Raw genomic sequence first — 17101 nt, forward strand, 5'->3', positions numbered from 1 at the left:
GGACGGCAGGGGGCGGCGGCCACCGGTCGTTCGCCGGTACCGGCACGCTGGCGCGGTTCGCGCTGCGCCGGGACCGGGTGATGGTCCCGGTGTGGCTCGCGGTGATCGCGCTGATGGTCCTCACCATGCCGAACGCCCTGCGGAGCGTCTATGGCACCCCGGCCGCGCGCGCCGCGCTGATGCACCAGATGACGGCGAACACCTCGCTGCGCGCCATGGTCGGACCGGTCTTCGCGGACTCGCTGGGCGCGCTCACCGCCTGGCGGGTCGGGGTGTACGCGAGCGCGCTCGCCGCCGTGGTGAGCCTGCTGGTCGTGGTGCGGCACACCCGGGACGAGGAGGAGAGCGGGCGGCAGGAGATGGTGTCGTCCGGGATGGTCGGGCGGCGGGCCCCGCTGACGGCCGCGCTGCTGACGGCGGCGGGCGCGAACGCGGTCCTGGCCGCGCTGATCGCGGCGGGTCTGGCCGGGCAGGGCGGCCCGGGGGCGGTGGCGTTCGGGCTGGGGGTCGGCGGGGTCGGGCTGCTGTTCGCGACCACGGCGGCGATCGCGGCCCAGCTGACGCAGAGCGCGCGGCTCGCCCGGGGGCTGACGGCGGCGGTGCTGGGCGCGGCGTTCGTGCTGCGGGCGGCGGGCGACGCGGCGTCCCCGGACGGCTCCTCGATGCTGACCTGGCTGTCCCCGCTCGGCTGGCTGGAGAACCTGCGGCCCTTCGCGGGCGAACGCTGGTGGGTGCTCGCGCTGTTCGCGGCGGCGGTACTGGTCCAGGGCGCGCTCGCCTACGCGCTGGCCGCGCGCCGGGACGTCGGCATGAGTTTCCTGCCGACCCGGCCGGGACCCGCCGCCGGGCGGCTCGCCGGCGCGGGGGCGCTGGCCTGGCGGTTGCAGCGGGGCAGTGTGCTCGGCTGGAGCGCGGGGTTCTTCGTCGCCGGGGTGGTGTACGGCGCGGTGGCGACCGGCGCGGCGGACCTGGTGCGCGGCAACGACCAGGCGCGGGAGCTGTTCCGGCGGATGGGCGGGCAGGCGGCGCTCGATGACGCGCTGCTCGCCGCGCTGACCGGGATGCTGGGGCTGGTCGCGGCGCTGTACGTCGTGCAGTCGGTGCTGCGGCTGAACGGCGAGGAGGCTTCCGGGCGGGCCGAACCGGTGCTGGCGGGCGCGGTCGGCCGGCTGCGCTGGGCGGCCGGGCACCTGCTGATCGCCTTCGGCGGGGCGGCGCTGCTGATGCTCCTCACCGGTCTGGGCTTCGCCGCCGGGTACGGCAAGGACGCGGGCGTCCTGCTGGCCGCCTGTCTGGTGCAGCTGCCCGCGATCTGGGTGATCGGCGGCATCGCGGTCCTGCTCCACGGAGTGCTGCCGCGCGGTGCGGGCGCCGCGTGGGCGGTCGCGGGCGCGGTCCTGCTGCTCGGCTGGGTCGGCCCCGCCCTGAAGGCCCCCCGCGCCCTCCTGGACCTCTCCCCCTTCGCCCACCTCCCGAAGCTGCCGGGCGGCGCGGTGCACTGGCCGCCGCTGCTGCTCCTGACCGGGCTCGCCGCACTGCTGGTGGCGGCGGGGCTGGCGGGGCTGCGGAGGCGGGACGTGGCGGGGTGAGGGGGCGGGTCAGTCGACGTACCGCTTCAGTCTCTCAGTGTCGAGTTCGATGCCGAGTGGCTGGGGGATCGTCAGCCTCGCGCCGAACGCCTCCTTGTGGGTGTCGCGGTAGCCGACGCCCGGGGTCGGGTCGCTGAACAGGGTGACCGTGTGGTCGTCGCGGTCGACCAGCAGGTAGAAGGGGATCCCGGCCGCGCCGTAGGCCACGGGCTTCTCCTGGCGGTCGCGCCGGTCGGTGTCGGAGTCATGGGAGGTGACCTCGAGGACCAGGAGCGCGCCGGCCGGATCGGCCCACTCACCGTGGCCGGCGTAGTGGTCCTCGGGCACGAGAACGGCGTCCGGCCGGACCCGCCCCTCGCGGTACTCCTCCACCTTCAGGCCCTGCCCCTGGTAGAGGTCCAGGTCCGGCCGCGCCTGCATGCACTGCTTCATCAGCCAGAGCACGATGCTGTTGTGGTCGCCGTCAGGCACCTTCTTGACCCCGATCCGTCCGTTGATGAACTCGAACCTGACGGTGTCGTCGGTCTCCCTGGCCGCGGACTCGGCGATCCTCTCGAACTCCTCCACCGACATCTGGGCCGACTGCAACTCGCGCTCTGCCATAACCGTCATGGTGCCCTCCTCGTAAGGCGGGCACCAGCGTGCCGTGCGGACGGCAGGCATATGCCAAAACAGCCGCGTGATCAGCCGGACGGGTGATCAGCGCACCTCCACGCGCAGCCCCTCCAGGCCCCGGATCACGAAGTTCGGTTTGCGGGCCGGTTCCGCCGCCAGGGCGAGGGTGGGTGCCTGGCGGAGCAGGGCGGTCATGGAGGCGGCCAGTTCGATGCGGGCCAGGGGGGCGCCGATGCAGTAGTGGATGCCGGCGCTGAAGGAGATGTGGGGGTTGTCCCGGCGGGTGAGGTCGAGGCGGCCGGGGTCGGCGAAGACGGCCGGGTCGTGGTTGGCGGAACCGAAGAGCATGGCGATCTCGGCGCCGCGCGGGATCGTGGTGCCGTCGATCTCGATGTCGTCCAGCACCCAGCGTTCGAAGAGCTGGAGCGGGGTGTCGTAGCGCATCAGCTCCTCGACCGCGGTCGGCACCAGGGAGTGGTCGGCGCGCAGGGCGGCGAGCTGGCCGGGGTTGCGGAACAGCGCCCACCAGCCGTTGACCGTGGCGTTGACGGTGGCCTCGTGACCGGCGTTGAGCAGGAGTACGGCGGTGGAGATCATCTCCTGCTCGGTCAGCCGGTCGCCCTCGTCGTGCGCGGCGATCAGCCCGGAGACCAGGTCCTCGCCGGGATGCTCGCGGCGGTGCGCGATCAGCCCCCGCAGGTACTCGGAGAACTCCAGCGAGGCGCGGACCGCCGCCGCCGCGGTCCGCTCCGACGGGTTCAGCTCGTACATCCCGCAGATCGCCGCCGACCAGGGCCGCAGCTGCCCCCGGTCCGCCTCCGGGATGCCCAGCATCTCGGCGATCACCGCCACCGGCAGCGGCTCCGCCACGTCCGCCAGCAGGTCCCCGCCGCCGTCCCGGACGAGCCCCGCCACCAGCTCGTTCGCCAGGTTTTCCACGTACGGCTTCAGCCGCTCCACCGTGCGCGGGGTGAACGCCTTCGACACCAGGCGCCGGATGCGGGTGTGGTCCGGCGGCTCCAGATCGAGCATCCCGTGGTCGTTGAGGGTGTGGAACGGCTCATGCTCCGGCGGGGGCGCCTGCCTGCCGAACTCCTCGTGCGAGAACCGGTGCCCGTACGTCCGCCCCAGCCGCCGGTCCCGCAGCAGCGCCGAGACGTCCGCGTGGTGCGGCACCAGCCACTGGTCGCTCGGTTCGTACCGGACCACCCGGCCGCGCGCACGCAGTTCGGCGTAGGCCGGGTAGGGGTCGGCGAGGAACGCGGGGTCCCAGGGGTCGAAAGCGAGGTCGTGTGGCCCTGACATGCCCGGACGCTAACCCGCGGGGCGCGTTCTGACCAGGGGCGCGCGTCAGCCGGGTGTCACCAGGCGGGCCTCGTACGCGAAGACCGCGGCCTGGGTGCGGTCGCGCAGGCCGAGTTTGACGAGGATGCGGCTGACATGGGTCTTGGTGGTGGACTCGGCGACCACCAGGCGTTCGGCGATCTCCGCGTTGGACAGGCCCTGGGCGATGAGGACCAGGACCTCGGTCTCGCGCTCGGTGAGGTCGCCGTAGGCCGTGTGGGCGACGGTCAGCGGGTGCCTGGCCTCCGGTAGGCGGGAGAACTCGGAGATCAGGCGCTTGGTGACCGAGGGAGCGAGGAGCGCTTCGCCGGCCGCCACCACCCGTACGCCGTCGGCGAGTTGGCGGGCCGAGGCGTCCTTGAGGAGGAACCCGGAGGCACCCGCGCGCAGCGCCTGGTAGACGTACTCGTCCAGGTCGAAGGTGGTGAGCACCAGCACCTTGGCCGCGGCGTCCGCCGCCACGATCTCGCGGGTCGCCTCGATGCCGTTCAGTTCGGGCATGCGGATGTCCATCAGGACGACGTCCGGGGCGAGTTGCCGCACCCGGTCCACCGCCTCCCGGCCGTTGACGGCCTCGCCGACGACCTCGATGTCCGGCATCGCGTTCAGCAGGACGGAGAAGCCCTCGCGGACCATCATCTGATCGTCCGCGACCAGTACGCGGATCGTCATGCGCCGCCCTCGGTCTCCGGGGCCGGGACCGGCAGGAAGACCGTCACCTCGTAGCCTCCCTCGTCCGTCCGGGCCGTCGTCATCTCGCCGTCCAGCATGGTGACACGCTCCCGCATCCCGGTGAGCCCGTGCCCCGCGCCCGGTGACGGTTTCACCAGGCTCGGCGCGGGCGGCGGGCCGTTGACGACGCGCAGGCCCAGGCCGCCGAGGACGTAGCCGATCTCCACCCGGGCGCTCGCCCCGGGCGCGTGCCGCAGGGTGTTGCTCAGCGCCTCCTGCACGATGCGGTAGGCGGACAGCTCCACCCCCTGCGGCAGTCCGCGCACCGCGCCGGTCACCGCCTTCGTCACGTCGAGACCGGCCTCGCGGACGTTGGCGAGCAGCGCGTCGAGGTCGGCGAGGGTGGGCTGCGGGGCGTCGGGGGCCTCGTAGTCCTCGGCGCGGACCACCCCGAGGACCCGGCGCAGCTCGGTCAGGGCCGCCACCGCGTTCTCCCGGATGGTGGCGAACGCCTTCTCCAGCTCCGGCGGCGGGTTCTGCACCCGGTACGGTGCGGCCTCCGCCTGGATGGCCACCACGGACATGTGGTGGGCGACCACGTCGTGCAGCTCGCGCGCGATGGTCGTGCGCTCCTCCAGCAGCGTGCGGCGCGAGCGCTCGTGCTCGGTCACCGACTGCTGCGCGGTGACCTCCTCCGCGGCCTGCCTGCGGATCTGCCGTACGGCGACCACCAGCAGGACCAGCGCGGACAGCACCTGCATCTGGGCGACCTGGCTGCTGCCGTCCACCCGGGTGAGGAGGCAGCTGGCGAAGGAGCCGTACACCCCGGTCAGCACCCACATCCAGGCCGCCGTGCGCGGGCGGGTGCGGACCGCCACGACGGTGAGCACCACCAGGTGGGAGAAGAAGGTGCCCGGCGTCCATATCCCGCCCCAGTAGTCCTCGCTGACCACGCCGCTGACCAGGGACGCGACGAGGGACAGCCAGAAGGCTCCGGCCGGCCGCACCAGGGTCAGCAGGACCGGCACCAGGGACAGCAGCCCGCACAGCAGGGTCGGCGCTCCGGAGATGTCGCTGCGCAGCATGCCCAGCCACATGGCCACCAGGCCGAGGAAGGCCACCAGGCCGTGCGGGGCCCAGGCGGCGTACTCCCGCATCCGGCCCGAACGGCCGCGCACCAGCCGGCTGCCGGGGCCGAGGCGGGGCAGCGGGCGGTAGGCGAAGGCCCCGTGGAACAGGTCCTGCCGCAGCCCGGCGAGGGCGTCGGCCGCCAGCCGGAACTCCGGGCTGCGCGGCCGGCCGGCCCCGGCCGGCGGGGTCGGGTGCGTGTGCGTCGTCTCGGTCACGGGGAGAACGGTAGGCGGCGGACCGGTTCCGGTCGTCAGCTTGGAGAGGGGTTCCGCGGGGTCCGTCTCAGGTACTACACGCGGCCTTCGGGACGGGGAACTCAGCGGGTGCCGGGACGGACCAGCCCGGACTCGTAGGCGAAGATCGCGGCCTGGGTGCGGTCGCGCAGCCCCAGCTTCACCAGGATGCGGCCCACGTGCGTCTTCACGGTCTGCTCGGCCACCACCAGCCGCCCGGCGATCTCCGCGTTGCTGAGTCCCTGCGCGATCAGCGCCAGCACCTCGGTCTCCCGCTCGGTCAGCTCGCCGACGCGCCGGCGCAGCGGGGAGCGGCGGCCGCCGTCCAGCCGGGAGAACTCGGTGATGAGGCGCCGGGTGACACCGGGCGCGAGCAGGGCGTCGCCGCCGGCCACCACCCGTACCGCCTCGGCCAGTTTGTCGGCGGAGGCGTCCTTGAGGAGGAACCCGGAGGCACCCGCGCGCAGCGCGTCGTACACGTACTCGTCCAGGTCGAAGGTGGTCAGCACCAGGACTCTGACGCCCGGTTGGGCCGCCGCTATGTGCTCGGTGGCCTGGATGCCGCCGAGTTCGGGCATCCGGATGTCCATCAGCACGACGTCCGGACCGAGTTCGGCGGACTTGGCGATGGCGTCGCGTCCGTCCACCGCCTGCCCGACCACCTCGATGCCGGGCTGCGCGTCGAGCAGCACGGTGAAGCCCTGCCGCACCATCTCCTGGTCGTCGGCGATGAGTACGCGGATGGTGCCGGCGCCGCTCGTCATGGGGTCTGTTCTCCTGTCGTGGGCAAGGGGGCCGGGGACGGCCCGTCGGGCGGGGTGCCCTCGGGCCGGGTGCCGCCGCCGGGGAGGAAGGCCGTGACCGCGAAGCCGCCCTGCGGGGTCGCGGCGGCGGTGACCCGGCCGCCGAGCATCGCGGCCCGCTCGCGCATGCCGAGCAGCCCGTGCCCGGCGCCCGGCGAGGGCGGAACCGCTTCCCGCGGGCGGGAGTTGACGATCTCCAGGTGCAGTCCGTCGAGGCGGTGCGCGACCTCGACGCGCACCGTGGATCCCGGCGCGTGCCGCAGCGCGTTGCTCAGCGCCTCCTGCACGATCCGGTACGCCGACAGCTCCACGCCCGGGGCGTACGGCCGCACCCTCCCCCGTACCTCGGCACTCACCTCCATCCCGGCGGCGCGGGTGTTGTCGAGCAGGGTGCCGAGCCGGGCCAGGGTGGGCTGGGGGGCGTCGGGGGCGGCGCCGGTGCCGGGGGCGCCGAGCCCGTAGGGGCCCTCGGGGTCCTCCGGGTGCTCGGAGCGCAGCACCCCGAGGACCCGGCGCAGTTCGGTCAGGGCCTCCAGCGCGTTCTGCCGGATGCCCGCGAGGTTCTCGATCAGCTCGGGCGGCGGCCGCTCCACGAGGTGCGGTGCCACCTGGGCCTGGATGGAGATGACCGACATGTGGTGGGCGACCACGTCGTGCAGTTCCCGGGCGATCCGGCTGCGCTCCTCCAGGAGGGTGCGGCGGGCCCGTTCCTCGGCGGTGAGGCTGGTCTGCTCCACGAGTTCGGCGCGTGCCTCCTGACGGCCGCGCACGGCGATGCCGAGCACCACGACCACCGCGGACAGCACCACCGCGGCGACCCCGGTCGGCTGGTATACCTGCCCGCCCCAAACCCCCTCCAGGGCCCAGGTGAGCAGCGCCGTCAGGGCCAGGGCCTCGATCGCCACCCGGGCGCGCACCCGCAGCGCGAGCAGCAGCAGGACGAGCAGGTGCGCGATGATCCCGGCCGCGGTCCAGGGCCAGGAGAACACCACCCCGGGCGTCCGGCCGAGCCCCCCGTGCACCGCGGCGGCGCACACCAGGGCCGCCGTCAGAGACAGCCACCAGGCGGCGAGGGGCCGCCCCAGCGCGAGTACCGGGGCGGCGCCCTGCGCCAGACCGATCGCGAAGGCCGCGCCCAGGCTCAGCCCCCCGTTGTTCGCGAGCTGCGCCACACCGCCGGTCGCCACCCCGAACGCGGCCAGGGACACCAGTCCGTGCGGCAGCCAGCGGACCCAGACGAACGCGGGCAGCGGATCGCGCCGCACGGTGCACAGGTCGTCCCGCAGCACCCGCAGCCCCCGCCGCACCCCGTCCGCGCGCACCGCGAACCCCCGACGACCCCCCGTTTCCGTCACGCCCACCACCTTAGACACGCGTCCCAGGGCCGACACGGGGGGCGGCCCCCGGTTCCGCGCCGCCCCGGTGCACCCGGACGACCCGGCCGCGCCGCGCCCGCGACCGGCGGCCCCCGCCCTGCTCGCAGGACCGGAACGCACCCCAGCACACCGCCAGGACCAGTGCGAACACCGGCAGCCACAGCAGTCGTACGGCGATCCAGGCCGGGCCGTCGGGGGCGGTGTGCAGCCCGGGCAGCGGGCCGGCCGGGAGCGCGGCGGCCGTGGTGGCCATCAGGGCCGTCTGGTGCCACAGGAAGACGGTCATCGCGGAGAGGTTGACGGTGGCCACCGCCGCCCAGAGCAGCGGGCGGCGCATCGCGCGGCGCAGCCGGTCGCGCAGCAGCAGGGCGAGTCCGCACTGGGCGAGGCCGAAGGTGACGGCGGCGAGGGTCGGCGGGTTCAGGTTGGAGACCGCCGCGCCGGGCACGCCGACCATGGCGGCCGGATAGCCCGCCAGCGCGACGAGGGCCGCCGTGGCCGCCGCACCGCAGGCCAGCAGGGTCCAGCCCGCGCGGCGGGTGTCCAGTTCCCCGCGGGTCCAGGCGGCGCCGAGGGTGTAGGGGACCAGCCAGCCCGCGGCCAGGTTGACCCAGCCGAGCCAGTGGGGACCGAGGTGCAGCCCGAAGCGCAGCACGTCCACGTGCAGCACCACCGCGAGCGGCCACAGGGGGTGCAGGCGGGCGACGAGCGGAGTCACGGCGGTCAGCGCGGCGAACACCAGCAGGAACCACAGCGGGGACAGGGCCAGTTTGACGAGGGTGTGGACGGTGTCCGGCGGGGCGCCGGTGAGCAGCAGGCCCGCGGTGACCACGGCCCACAGGCACAGGAGGGCGACGGCCGGGCGGACGAGGCGGATGAGCCGGGCGCGCAGCCACTGCCCGTACGACATCCCGCGGGCCCGCGCCGAGGCCAGGCTCCTGGTGGCCACGTGCCCGCCCACCAGGAAGAACAGCGCGAGGGTCTGGAAGGCCCAGGAGATCGGGGCCAGCCAGGGCATGCGGTGCAGGGGGCTCGCGGTGTGCAGCCCGCCGTCGTGGGCGACCAGCGCGGTGACCAGCCAGTGGCCGAGGACGACCCCGAGGATCGCCCAGGCGCGCAGGGCGTCCACGGCACGGTCGCGGGAGTCGGGGGTGGCGGCGTCGATGTGCCGGGCGCCGCGCCGTACCGCCTGTCGTATGCCGGAGTTGTCGGTGCGCTCAGCCACGGGTCACCTCGGAGGTCTCGCCGCGGGTGATCCGGGCCAGGTTGGCGAGGGAGGCCGAGCCCGGGGTGAAGTAGCCGCTGTGGCCGGCCGCGCCCGCGTCGAAGACCCGGGCGCCGAAGCCGCGGGAGACGGGGTCGGTGCCGAAGCCGACGGTGGCGAGGAGCAGGTCGGCGCGGACGTGCGGCACATAGGCCACCCAGTCGCCGGTGCCGCGCGCCGCCCAGACGCGGGCGGTGGTGCCCAGGTCGGGCACGTCGTCCGCGCCGGTGCCGGGGCTGCCGACCAGGACGATGTCGTCCGCGTCGAGCCCGCGCGCGGCCCGGCCGCAGACGACCGAGCCGTAGGAGTGGCAGATCAGGGAGAGGTGCGCGCGGGCGGGCACCAGGGAGCGCAACTGCCGTACCAGCGCCCGCAGTCGGGGAGCGGCCTCGTCGGCGCGGGTGGTGGTGGTCACCGTGGTGCTGACGGTGCCGGGGGTGGTGTAGCCGAGCCAGGCGACCACGGCGGTGCGCGGACCAGTGGCGGCGTGCAGGGCGGCGGCGGCCCGGTGGAAGCGGGCGTAGGTGTCCAGGGAGGTGTCCGAGCCGGGGACCAGGACCGCGATGTGGTCGGCGTGGGCGAGATCGCCGAACACCTCGGTGGCGAGGCCCGCGCCCCGCCCGTCGAACGCCAGCAGCCGGCGGTCCGCCGCGGCCAGGGCGCGGTCGGCGGCGGCGCGCCGGGAGTCGCCGTGCGCGGCGGCCGTCCCGGCCGCGCGGCCGGCGTCGGCGCGGTTCGCGGCGTAGGCGGCGGCGAGGGTGGCCGGGGTGAGGCGCGGGAGGGCCGCGGGAGCGGGGGCCGGAATGCGGGGGCGGGCCGCGGCGGAGAGGGGGACGGTGAGGGCCGCGGTGAGCAGGGCGGCGACGAGTGCGCGGCGCGCTCGGCGGCGTCGGGTGCGGGTCGGGTGCCCCATGGTCGGCTTCCTTCCGGCCGGCCCGTCCATCGGGCTTGACCGGTAAGGAAGTTATGGACCGAGGGGTGTCGTCGGCGTCCCGCCGGGGAGCCGTCCCGCGGGGTGGCTCTCAGGTACTACGGGTATGACCGGGCCGGCGCCCGGGGCTCACCAGGCGAGCTGGGCTATCTCCTCCGCGACGACCGCGCAGGCGTCCGCCGCCGGGTCGATCAGCGGGAAGTGGCCGACGTCCGCCAGCAGCGTCAGGCCCACCACCTCCCCCGCCTTGGCCGCGGCGTCCGCGTACGACTCGGCCACCTCCTGTGGCACGACCAGGTCGGCGCGGCCCTGGACGACGGTGGTGGCGATGCCCGTCGGCAGGAGGAGGACGGGGTCGGCGTACGGCCGGCGTGCCTCGAAGTGCTCGGGTCCGCCGAGGAGTTGCAGGGACGCGTGCTCGCAGGAGCCCAGTTCCTCGGCCACCGCCAGGTCGGCGAGCGGGGCGAGGGCGACGACGCCGCGCAGCGGGGCGGGTCCGGGGGTGCGCCAGGGCGAGTCGGCGGGCAGGACGTGCCGGGCCGCGGCCCACAGGGCGAGGTGGCCGCCCGCCGAGTGACCGGTGAGGACGGTACGGCGCCGATCGGCGCCCGGCAGCGCCTCGCGGACCAGGTCCGGCAGGGCGTCCAGGGCGGCGGCCACGTCCGCGAAGGTGTCCGGCCAGCGGCCGGCGGGCGGGGTGGCGCCCTCGCCCTCGCCCTCGGTGTCACCGCCGCGCCGGTACTCGACGTTGGCCACCGCGAAGCCCCTGCGGGCCAGGAAGTCCGCGAAGGGCGTGGCGTGTCGACGGTCGAAGCGGGCACGCCAGGCACCGCCGTGCAGGACGACGACCAGCGGCGCCGGGGTGTCCCCCGCCGTGCGCGGCGCGTAGAAGTCGATCACCTGGTCGGGGTGGGTGCCGTAGGCCGCGGTGGCGTCGGGCGCGACGGGGGCGTGCGAGAACGCGGACTCTTCCTCGGCGGCGGCACGGGCTGCTGCGGCTGCGTCCGGCATGCTCCAACCTCTCATCGACGGGGCGGCGTTCGGCGACCGGGCGGGATGATCACGGCGGCCGTTGGCGGGACGGTATCAGGCGGATGACGTGCGGGTACGGGGGCGGGGGCGGGAACGCGCGGCGGCGCCGGGGGCCTTCGGGAAGCCGCCCCCCGGCGCCCACCGGGACTACCTCAGCAGGGAGCCCAGGATCCGCGCCGCCCGCTCCGCGTCCGCGAACGTCGTGTACAGCGGCGTGAAACCGAAGCGCAGCACGTCCGGCTGCCGGAAGTCGCCCACGACGCCCGCCTCGATCAGCCGCTTCATCACCTCACCGGCGTCGTCGCAGCGCAGCGAGACCTGGCTGCCGCGCCGCCCGTGCTCCGCGGGCGTCACCGGCTCCACCCGGCCCGGCTCGGTGTACGCGGCCACGCACTCCAGGAAGAAGTCGGTCAGCGCGAGGGACTTGGCGCGCACGGCGTCGATGTCCACGCCGTCCCAGACGTCCAGCGCCGCCTCCAGGGCCAGCATGGACAGGATGTCCGGGGTGCCGACGCGCCCGCGCGCCGCGCCCGGCGCCGGGGCGTACCGCGGGCTCATGCCGAAGGGTTCGGCATGGGAGTTCCAGCCGGGCAGCGGGGAGTCGAAGCGCGGTTGCAGCTCGCGGCGCACGTACAGGAACGCCGGTGCGCCCGGGCCGCCGTTCAGGTACTTGTAGGTGCAGCCGACCGCGAGGTCGACGCCGTGCTCGTCCAGCCCCACCGGCAGCGCGCCCGCGCTGTGGCACAGGTCCCAGACCGCGAGGGCACCCGCGGCGTGGATCGCGGCCGTCAGCGAGGGCAGGTCGTGCAGCCGGCCGGTGCGGTAGTCGACGTGGTTGAGCAGCACCGCCGCGGTACGCGGACCGAGCGCGCCCGGCACCTCGTCGGGCGTCAGGGCGCGCAGCGTACGGCCGGTCAGCCGGGCCGCCGACTCGGCGATGTAGCCGTCCGTGGGGAAGGTGGTGGCGTCCACCAGGATCTCGGTGCGGTCGTCGCCGGCCAGCCGCACCGCGCCCACGAGCGCCTTGAACACGTTGACGCTCGTGGAGTCGCCCACCACGACCTGTCCCGGTGCCGCGCCGACCAGCGGGGCGATCCGGTCGCCGATCCGCTCCGGCGCCGTCCACCAGCCGCTCTCCGTCCAGGAGCGGATGCGCAGCTCGCCCCACTCGCGGCGCACGACGTCCGCCACCCGGTCGGGCACGTGCGCGGGCAGCGCGCCGAGGGAGTTGCCGTCGAGGTAGACCACGTCGTCCAGGGCGAACCGGGAGCGCAGCGGCGCCAGTGCGTCCGCCGCGTCCAACCGCTCGGCCCGCAGGTTGAGTTCAGACATGGGACCTCGCCGTCCACAGCTCGGGGAACACGTTCTTGCGGGCGCGCTTCTCCAGCCAGGCGACCCCGGCGGAGCCGCCGGTACCGGCCTTGGCGCCCATCGCGCGGCGGGTGGCGACGAGATGGTCGTTGCGCCAGCGCCACACCAGTTCGGCCACGTCGGTCAACGCCTCGCCGAGCCGGACCAGTTCGCCGTCCTGGTCGCCGGAGTAGACCCGCGCCCAGACCTGTTCGACGGCCTCCGAAGGCTCGTAGCGCTGGGCGACGTCGCGCTCCAGGACGGCGTCCGGGACGGCGTGGCCGCGGCGGGCCAGCAGCCGCAGCACCTCGTCGTAGAGGCTGGGCTCGTGCAGCGCCTTCTCCAGCTCCGCGTGCGCGCGGGGCGCGCCGCGGTGCGGAACGAGCATGGAGGCGGACTTGTCGCCGAGCAGGAACTCCAGGCGCCGGTACATCGCGGACTGGAAGCCGGACCCCTCGCCGAGCGCGCCGCGGTAGGAGTTGAACTGGGCGGGCGTGAGGGCGGCGAGCGGGGTCCAGGAGGCGTTCAGGGCCTCCAGTTCGCGCACGGAACGCTTCAGCGCGGCGATCGCGGTCGGCACGTCGTCCGAGCGGAGCGCCTTCGCGGCGGTCTCCCACTCGTGCACGAGCACCGTGAACCACAGCTCCATCACCTGGGTGGTGACCAGGAAGACCATCTCTCCGGGATCGTCGGAGAGGGTGTGCTGGAGGTGGGTGAGCAGGTCCGCGCGCACGTAGTCCTCGTACGGCGTGGTACCGGCGAAGTCGAGATGCGGGGTCTCGGGCTCAGCGGCCTCGTGGGGGTGAGCCTGTTGGGACATCGCTGTCTCCTGTTGTTACTCCGGGTAGCGGTCCGCCCCTGCCGATGCCGGCACGGGGGCCCCGGTCCCCACTCGCATCCTCCGCAATCACCCCGGGTACGGCAAGGCCCGCCTGCTGCCAGACGGGCCACACAGGTGACACGGGGTGTATCAGCCGAGGGTCTGCGCCGCGGTGGGCGAGGAGTCCTTCAGGAACTGGGTGCAGCGCTCGTACTCCTCCTGCTCGCCGATGGCCTGGGCGGCGCGGGCGAGGGCGTGCAGGGCGCGCAGGAAGCCGCGGTTGGGCTCGTGCTCCCAGGGCACGGGGCCGTGGCCCTTCCAGCCGCTGCGGCGCAGCGCGTCCAGACCCCGGTGGTAGCCGGTGCGGGCGTAGGCGTACGACTCCACGACCGCGCCGCGCTCGAAGGCGTCGTCGGCCAGCTGGGCCCAGGCGAGGGAGGAGGTGGGGTGCGCGGCGGCGACCTCCGCGGGGGCGGTGCCCCCGGCGAGCTGCTCCCGGGGCTCCGGGTCGTCGGGCAGATGGGTCGGGGGCGGTCCGCCGAGCAGGTTCTCGTGAATGGTCATGGGTTCAGTCTCGCGTATGCGCTGTCGTCGCGGCGGGGCGCGTCGTCCTTCGCTCAGGTCCCGCGGGTCCCGGTGCCGAGGCGGCGGCCGGTGCCGCCGTCCGGCTCCAGCGGCGGGGCCGTGAGCGCGCAGTGCGTGTGCCGCTGCGGGTGCCGGCAGTCCGGCGTCGGCCTGCCCTTGACCAGGAAGAACGCCAGACCCGCGCCCACCACCAGCACCCCCGCGCAGATCGGCATCGCCCGCCGGAAGGCCGCGTCGAACGCCGTCGCGGAGCGGTACGCGTCCGCCCCCATCCCCGCCAGCAGCGGCAGCGCGGCGACCGCGACCAGGCCCGCCGCCCGCGCCGCCGCGTTGTTGATGCCGCTGGCCACGCCCGCCCGCGCGGTGTCGACGGAGGCGAGGACCGTCGCGGTCAGCGGCGCGACCAGGACGACCATCCCCGCGCCCATCACCAGCAGCGCGGGCAGCACGTCCACCGGGTAGCTCGCCCCCGGCCCGACCCGCAGCATCAGCAGCATCGCCGCCGCGCACAGCAGCGGCCCCACGGTCAGCGGCAGGCGGGGCCCGGTGCGGTCGGACAGCGCGCCCGAGCCGGAGGAGAACAGCAGCATCAAGGCGGTGGTCGGCAGCAGCGCCGTGCCCGCGACCAGCGGGGACCAGCCGACCGCCACCTGCAACTGGAGCGCGGTGAGGAAGAAGAAGCCGCCGAAGGCCGCGTACACGCACAGCGTGACCAGGTTGACCGCCGTGAACTGGCGGGAGGCGAACAGGTCCGGCGGCAGCATGGGGTCGGGGTGGTGCCGTTCGACGTACACGAAGGCGACCGCCGCGGCCAGCCCGGCGACCGCGCCGGCCACCACCGCCGCCGTACCGCCGCGCGCCTCGATGAGAGCGTAGGTCAGCAGCGCGAGGGCGAGGGCCCCGAGCACCGCGCCGAGGACGTCGAAGCGGCCGTGGGCGCCCTCGTCGGCGGACTCGGGCACGTGCCGCAGGGCCACCGGCACGCACAGCAGGGCGAGCGGCACGTTCAGCAGGAAGACCCAGCGCCAGCCGGGCCCGGAGACCAGCCAGCCGCCCAGGAAGGGTCCTACGGCCGCGCCGATCCCGCCGAACCCGGACCACAGGCCGACGGCCCGGCTCCGGTCGTCGGGATGGAAGGACGCCTGGATCAGGGCCAGCGAGCCGGGGGTGAGCAGCGCCCCGCCGATGCCCTGAAGGGCCCGCGCGGCGATCAGCAGACCCGAGGTCGGCGCGATGCCGCACAGCAGGGAGGCGGTGGCGAACCAGACCACCCCGATCACGAACACCTTCCGGCGGCCGTAGCGGTCGCCGAGCGAACCGCCGAGCAGGATCAGCCCGGCCAGCGTGACCATGTACGCGTTGACGGTCCACTGCAGGGCGCCCAGGCTCGCGTTCAGGTCGCGGCCGATGCGGGGCAGCGCCACGTTGACGACGGTCGAGTCCAGCATGGCCATGCTGGAGCCGAGCACCGTGGTGAGCAGGATCCAGGTGCCCTGGGACGAACCCAGCCGGACATCGGGCATGCCCCCACATATACAGCGATACGGCGGACCCGGCGCCATGAGGACGCCGGACCCGCCGTGGCCGTACCGCTTACTTGATCTTGTTGCCCGCCGAGCGCAGGTGCTGCGTGGCCTCGACGACGCGGGCGGCCATGCCCGCCTCGGCCAGCTTGCCCCAGGTGCGCGGGTCGTAGGCCTTCTTGTTGCCGACCTCGCCGTCCACCTTCAGGACACCGTCGTAGTTCGCGAACATGTGGCCGGCGACCGGGCGGGTGAACGCGTACTGGGTGTCGGTGTCGAGGTTCATCTTCACCACGCCGTTCTCCAGCGCGGTCTGGATCTCCTGCTCGGTGGAGCCGGAGCCGCCGTGGAAGACGAAGTCGAACGGGGACTCCTTGCCGAACCGCGCGGCCACGCCCTCGTTCAGCTCCTTGAGCAGCTCGGGACGCAGGACCACGTTGCCCGGCTTGTACACGCCGTGCACGTTGCCGAAGGACGCGGCCAGCAGGTAGCGGCCCTTCTCGCCGAGGCCCAGCGCCTCCGCCGTGCGGATCGCGTCGTCGACCGTGGTGTACAGCGAGTCGTTGATCTCGTGCGAGACGCCGTCCTCCTCACCGCCGGTCGGGGTGATCTCCACCTCCAGGATGATCTTGGCGGCGCGGGCCTGCTCCAGCAGCTCCTGCGCGATCTCCAGGTTGTCGGCGAGGGTCTCGGCGGAGCCGTCCCACATGTGCGACTGGAACAGCGGGGGGAGACCGGAGTCGACGCGCTTCCTCGACAGGGCGATCAGCGGACGGACGTACCCGTCGAGCTTGTCCTTCGGGCAGTGGTCGGTGTGCAGCGCGATGTTGACCGGGTACTTCTCCGCGACGATGTGCGCGAACTCGGCGAGCGCGACCGCGCCGGTCACCATGTCCTTGCTGTACTGGCCGCCGAGGAACTCGGCGCCACCCGTGGAGATCTGGACGATGCCGTCGCTCTCCGCCTCCGCGAAGCCGCGCAGCGCCGCGTGCAGGGTCTGGCTGGAGGTCACGTTGATGGCCGGGTAGGCGAACTTGCCTGCCTTCGCCCGGTCGAGCATCTCGGCGTAGACCTCGGGGGTTGCGATGGGCATCTGTCCGCTCCTTGTGTTGCGGGTTCGTGTTCTGCGTACGGCCCTGACCTAGACCTGATGGGTGACGTCGTCGTCGGCCCCATCTTTCCAGACGGGGGGTACCGGACGGCGCCCCCCGAATCCAGGTCAACCGGACGGGGGGTACCGGACGGCGCCCCCCAAGTCCAGGTCAAAGGGGCGTGTCAGTCCAGACCCAGTTCATCCTTCGAGAAGGCGAATCGGTACGGAACACCCGCGCCGGCCTCGATCTTCTCGGCGGCCCCGGTCGCCCGGTCCACGATGGTCGCGACGGCGACGACCTCGGCACCGGCCTCCCGCACGGCCTCCACGGCGGTCAGCGGCGAACCACCGGTGGTGGAGGTGTCCTCGACCACCAGCACCCGACGGCCCGCGATGTCCGGACCCTCGACCCGGCGCTGCAGCCCGTGCGCCTTGGCCGCCTTGCGCACCACGAAGGCGTCCAGCCGCCGCCCGCGCGCGGCGGCGGCGTGCAGCATGGCGGCCGCGACCGGGTCGGCGCCCATGGTGAGTCCGCCCACCGCGTCGAACTCCAGGTCCGCGGTCAGATCCAGGAGCACCTGGCCGACCAGCGGGGCGGCCTCGCCGTCGAGGGTGATACGGCGCAGGTCCACGTAGTAGTCGGCTTCCAGACCCGAGGAGAGGGTCACCTTGCCGTGCACCACGGCCTTGTCCTTGATCTGCTGAAGGAGCTCAGCACGCACGTCCGTCATGCCGCCCAG

Annotated in this window: 16 protein-coding genes; 1 reads left to right on the forward strand and 15 read right to left on the reverse strand. The window is 74.3% G+C overall.

Going from position 1 to position 17101, the window contains the following annotated elements; genetic code table 11:
* The first annotated feature begins 80 nt into the window (after positions 1-80).
* The gene (locus BLW85_RS18900) at positions 81-1589 is read left to right on the forward strand and encodes an ABC transporter permease (RefSeq protein WP_244175037.1); all 1509 of its coding nucleotides are present in this window, start codon (positions 81-83) and stop codon (positions 1587-1589) included.
* A gap of 9 nt (positions 1590-1598) precedes the next feature.
* On the opposite strand, the gene BLW85_RS18905 is transcribed toward BLW85_RS18900, so the two are convergent.
* From BLW85_RS18905 to pyrE, 15 genes are all read right to left on the reverse strand, one after another.
* On the reverse strand, positions 1599-2201 hold the full coding sequence (locus tag BLW85_RS18905) for a Uma2 family endonuclease (RefSeq protein WP_074992665.1): 603 nt from the start codon (positions 2199-2201) through the stop codon (positions 1599-1601).
* 87 nt (positions 2202-2288) lie between these two features.
* Positions 2289-3509: a cytochrome P450 gene (locus BLW85_RS18910; RefSeq protein ID WP_074992666.1), complete on the reverse strand. Its 1221-nt coding sequence runs from the start codon at positions 3507-3509 to the stop codon at positions 2289-2291.
* A gap of 45 nt (positions 3510-3554) precedes the next feature.
* The gene (locus tag BLW85_RS18915) at positions 3555-4220 is read right to left on the reverse strand and encodes a response regulator (protein WP_070024172.1); all 666 of its coding nucleotides are present in this window, start codon (positions 4218-4220) and stop codon (positions 3555-3557) included.
* Entirely contained in the window at positions 4217-5566 is a 1350-nt protein-coding gene (locus BLW85_RS18920) for a sensor histidine kinase (protein WP_074992667.1), read from the reverse strand. The genes BLW85_RS18915 and BLW85_RS18920 overlap by 4 nt, the downstream gene beginning before the upstream one ends.
* Before the next feature lie 101 nt (positions 5567-5667).
* Positions 5668-6348: a response regulator gene (locus BLW85_RS18925; protein ID WP_070024177.1), complete on the reverse strand. Its 681-nt coding sequence runs from the start codon at positions 6346-6348 to the stop codon at positions 5668-5670.
* The gene (locus BLW85_RS18930) at positions 6345-7742 is read right to left on the reverse strand and encodes a sensor histidine kinase (protein WP_244174881.1); all 1398 of its coding nucleotides are present in this window, start codon (positions 7740-7742) and stop codon (positions 6345-6347) included. Before BLW85_RS18930 ends, BLW85_RS18925 begins: the two co-directional genes overlap by 4 nt.
* A gap of 10 nt (positions 7743-7752) precedes the next feature.
* Positions 7753-8988, reverse strand: coding sequence for an acyltransferase family protein (locus BLW85_RS18935; RefSeq protein ID WP_074992668.1), 1236 nt, complete (start codon positions 8986-8988; stop codon positions 7753-7755).
* Positions 8981-9940 carry an alpha/beta hydrolase gene (locus BLW85_RS18940; RefSeq protein WP_074992669.1) on the reverse strand — a complete coding sequence of 320 codons (960 nt, stop codon included), beginning with the start codon at positions 9938-9940 and terminating at the stop codon, positions 8981-8983. The genes BLW85_RS18935 and BLW85_RS18940 overlap by 8 nt, the downstream gene beginning before the upstream one ends.
* Before the next feature lie 147 nt (positions 9941-10087).
* Positions 10088-10969 carry an alpha/beta hydrolase family protein gene (locus BLW85_RS18945; RefSeq protein WP_074992670.1) on the reverse strand — a complete coding sequence of 294 codons (882 nt, stop codon included), beginning with the start codon at positions 10967-10969 and terminating at the stop codon, positions 10088-10090.
* A gap of 168 nt (positions 10970-11137) precedes the next feature.
* Positions 11138-12322 carry a kynureninase gene (gene kynU / locus BLW85_RS18950; protein ID WP_074992671.1) on the reverse strand — a complete coding sequence of 395 codons (1185 nt, stop codon included), beginning with the start codon at positions 12320-12322 and terminating at the stop codon, positions 11138-11140.
* A complete protein-coding gene (locus BLW85_RS18955; protein WP_074992672.1) occupies positions 12315-13160 on the reverse strand; it encodes a tryptophan 2,3-dioxygenase family protein in 846 nt (281 codons plus the stop codon). Before BLW85_RS18955 ends, kynU begins: the two co-directional genes overlap by 8 nt.
* A 150-nt stretch (positions 13161-13310) precedes the next feature.
* The gene (locus BLW85_RS18960; RefSeq protein WP_070024186.1) at positions 13311-13724 is read right to left on the reverse strand and encodes a DUF3151 domain-containing protein; all 414 of its coding nucleotides are present in this window, start codon (positions 13722-13724) and stop codon (positions 13311-13313) included.
* 53 nt (positions 13725-13777) lie between these two features.
* Positions 13778-15268, reverse strand: a complete 1491-nt coding sequence (locus BLW85_RS18965) for an MFS transporter (RefSeq protein ID WP_070024188.1) — start codon at positions 15266-15268, stop codon at positions 13778-13780.
* A gap of 70 nt (positions 15269-15338) precedes the next feature.
* Positions 15339-16361 carry a class II fructose-bisphosphate aldolase gene (gene fbaA / locus BLW85_RS18970; protein WP_070024190.1) on the reverse strand — a complete coding sequence of 341 codons (1023 nt, stop codon included), beginning with the start codon at positions 16359-16361 and terminating at the stop codon, positions 15339-15341.
* Between the two features lie 182 nt (positions 16362-16543).
* Complete coding sequence (pyrE, locus tag BLW85_RS18975) at positions 16544-17092, reverse strand: orotate phosphoribosyltransferase (RefSeq protein WP_070024192.1); 549 nt, start codon at positions 17090-17092, stop codon at positions 16544-16546.
* Positions 17093-17101 lie beyond the last annotated feature (9 nt).

Origin of the sequence: Streptomyces misionensis, assembly GCF_900104815.1 — a bacterium.
Lineage (GTDB): Bacteria > Actinomycetota > Actinomycetes > Streptomycetales > Streptomycetaceae > Streptomyces > Streptomyces misionensis.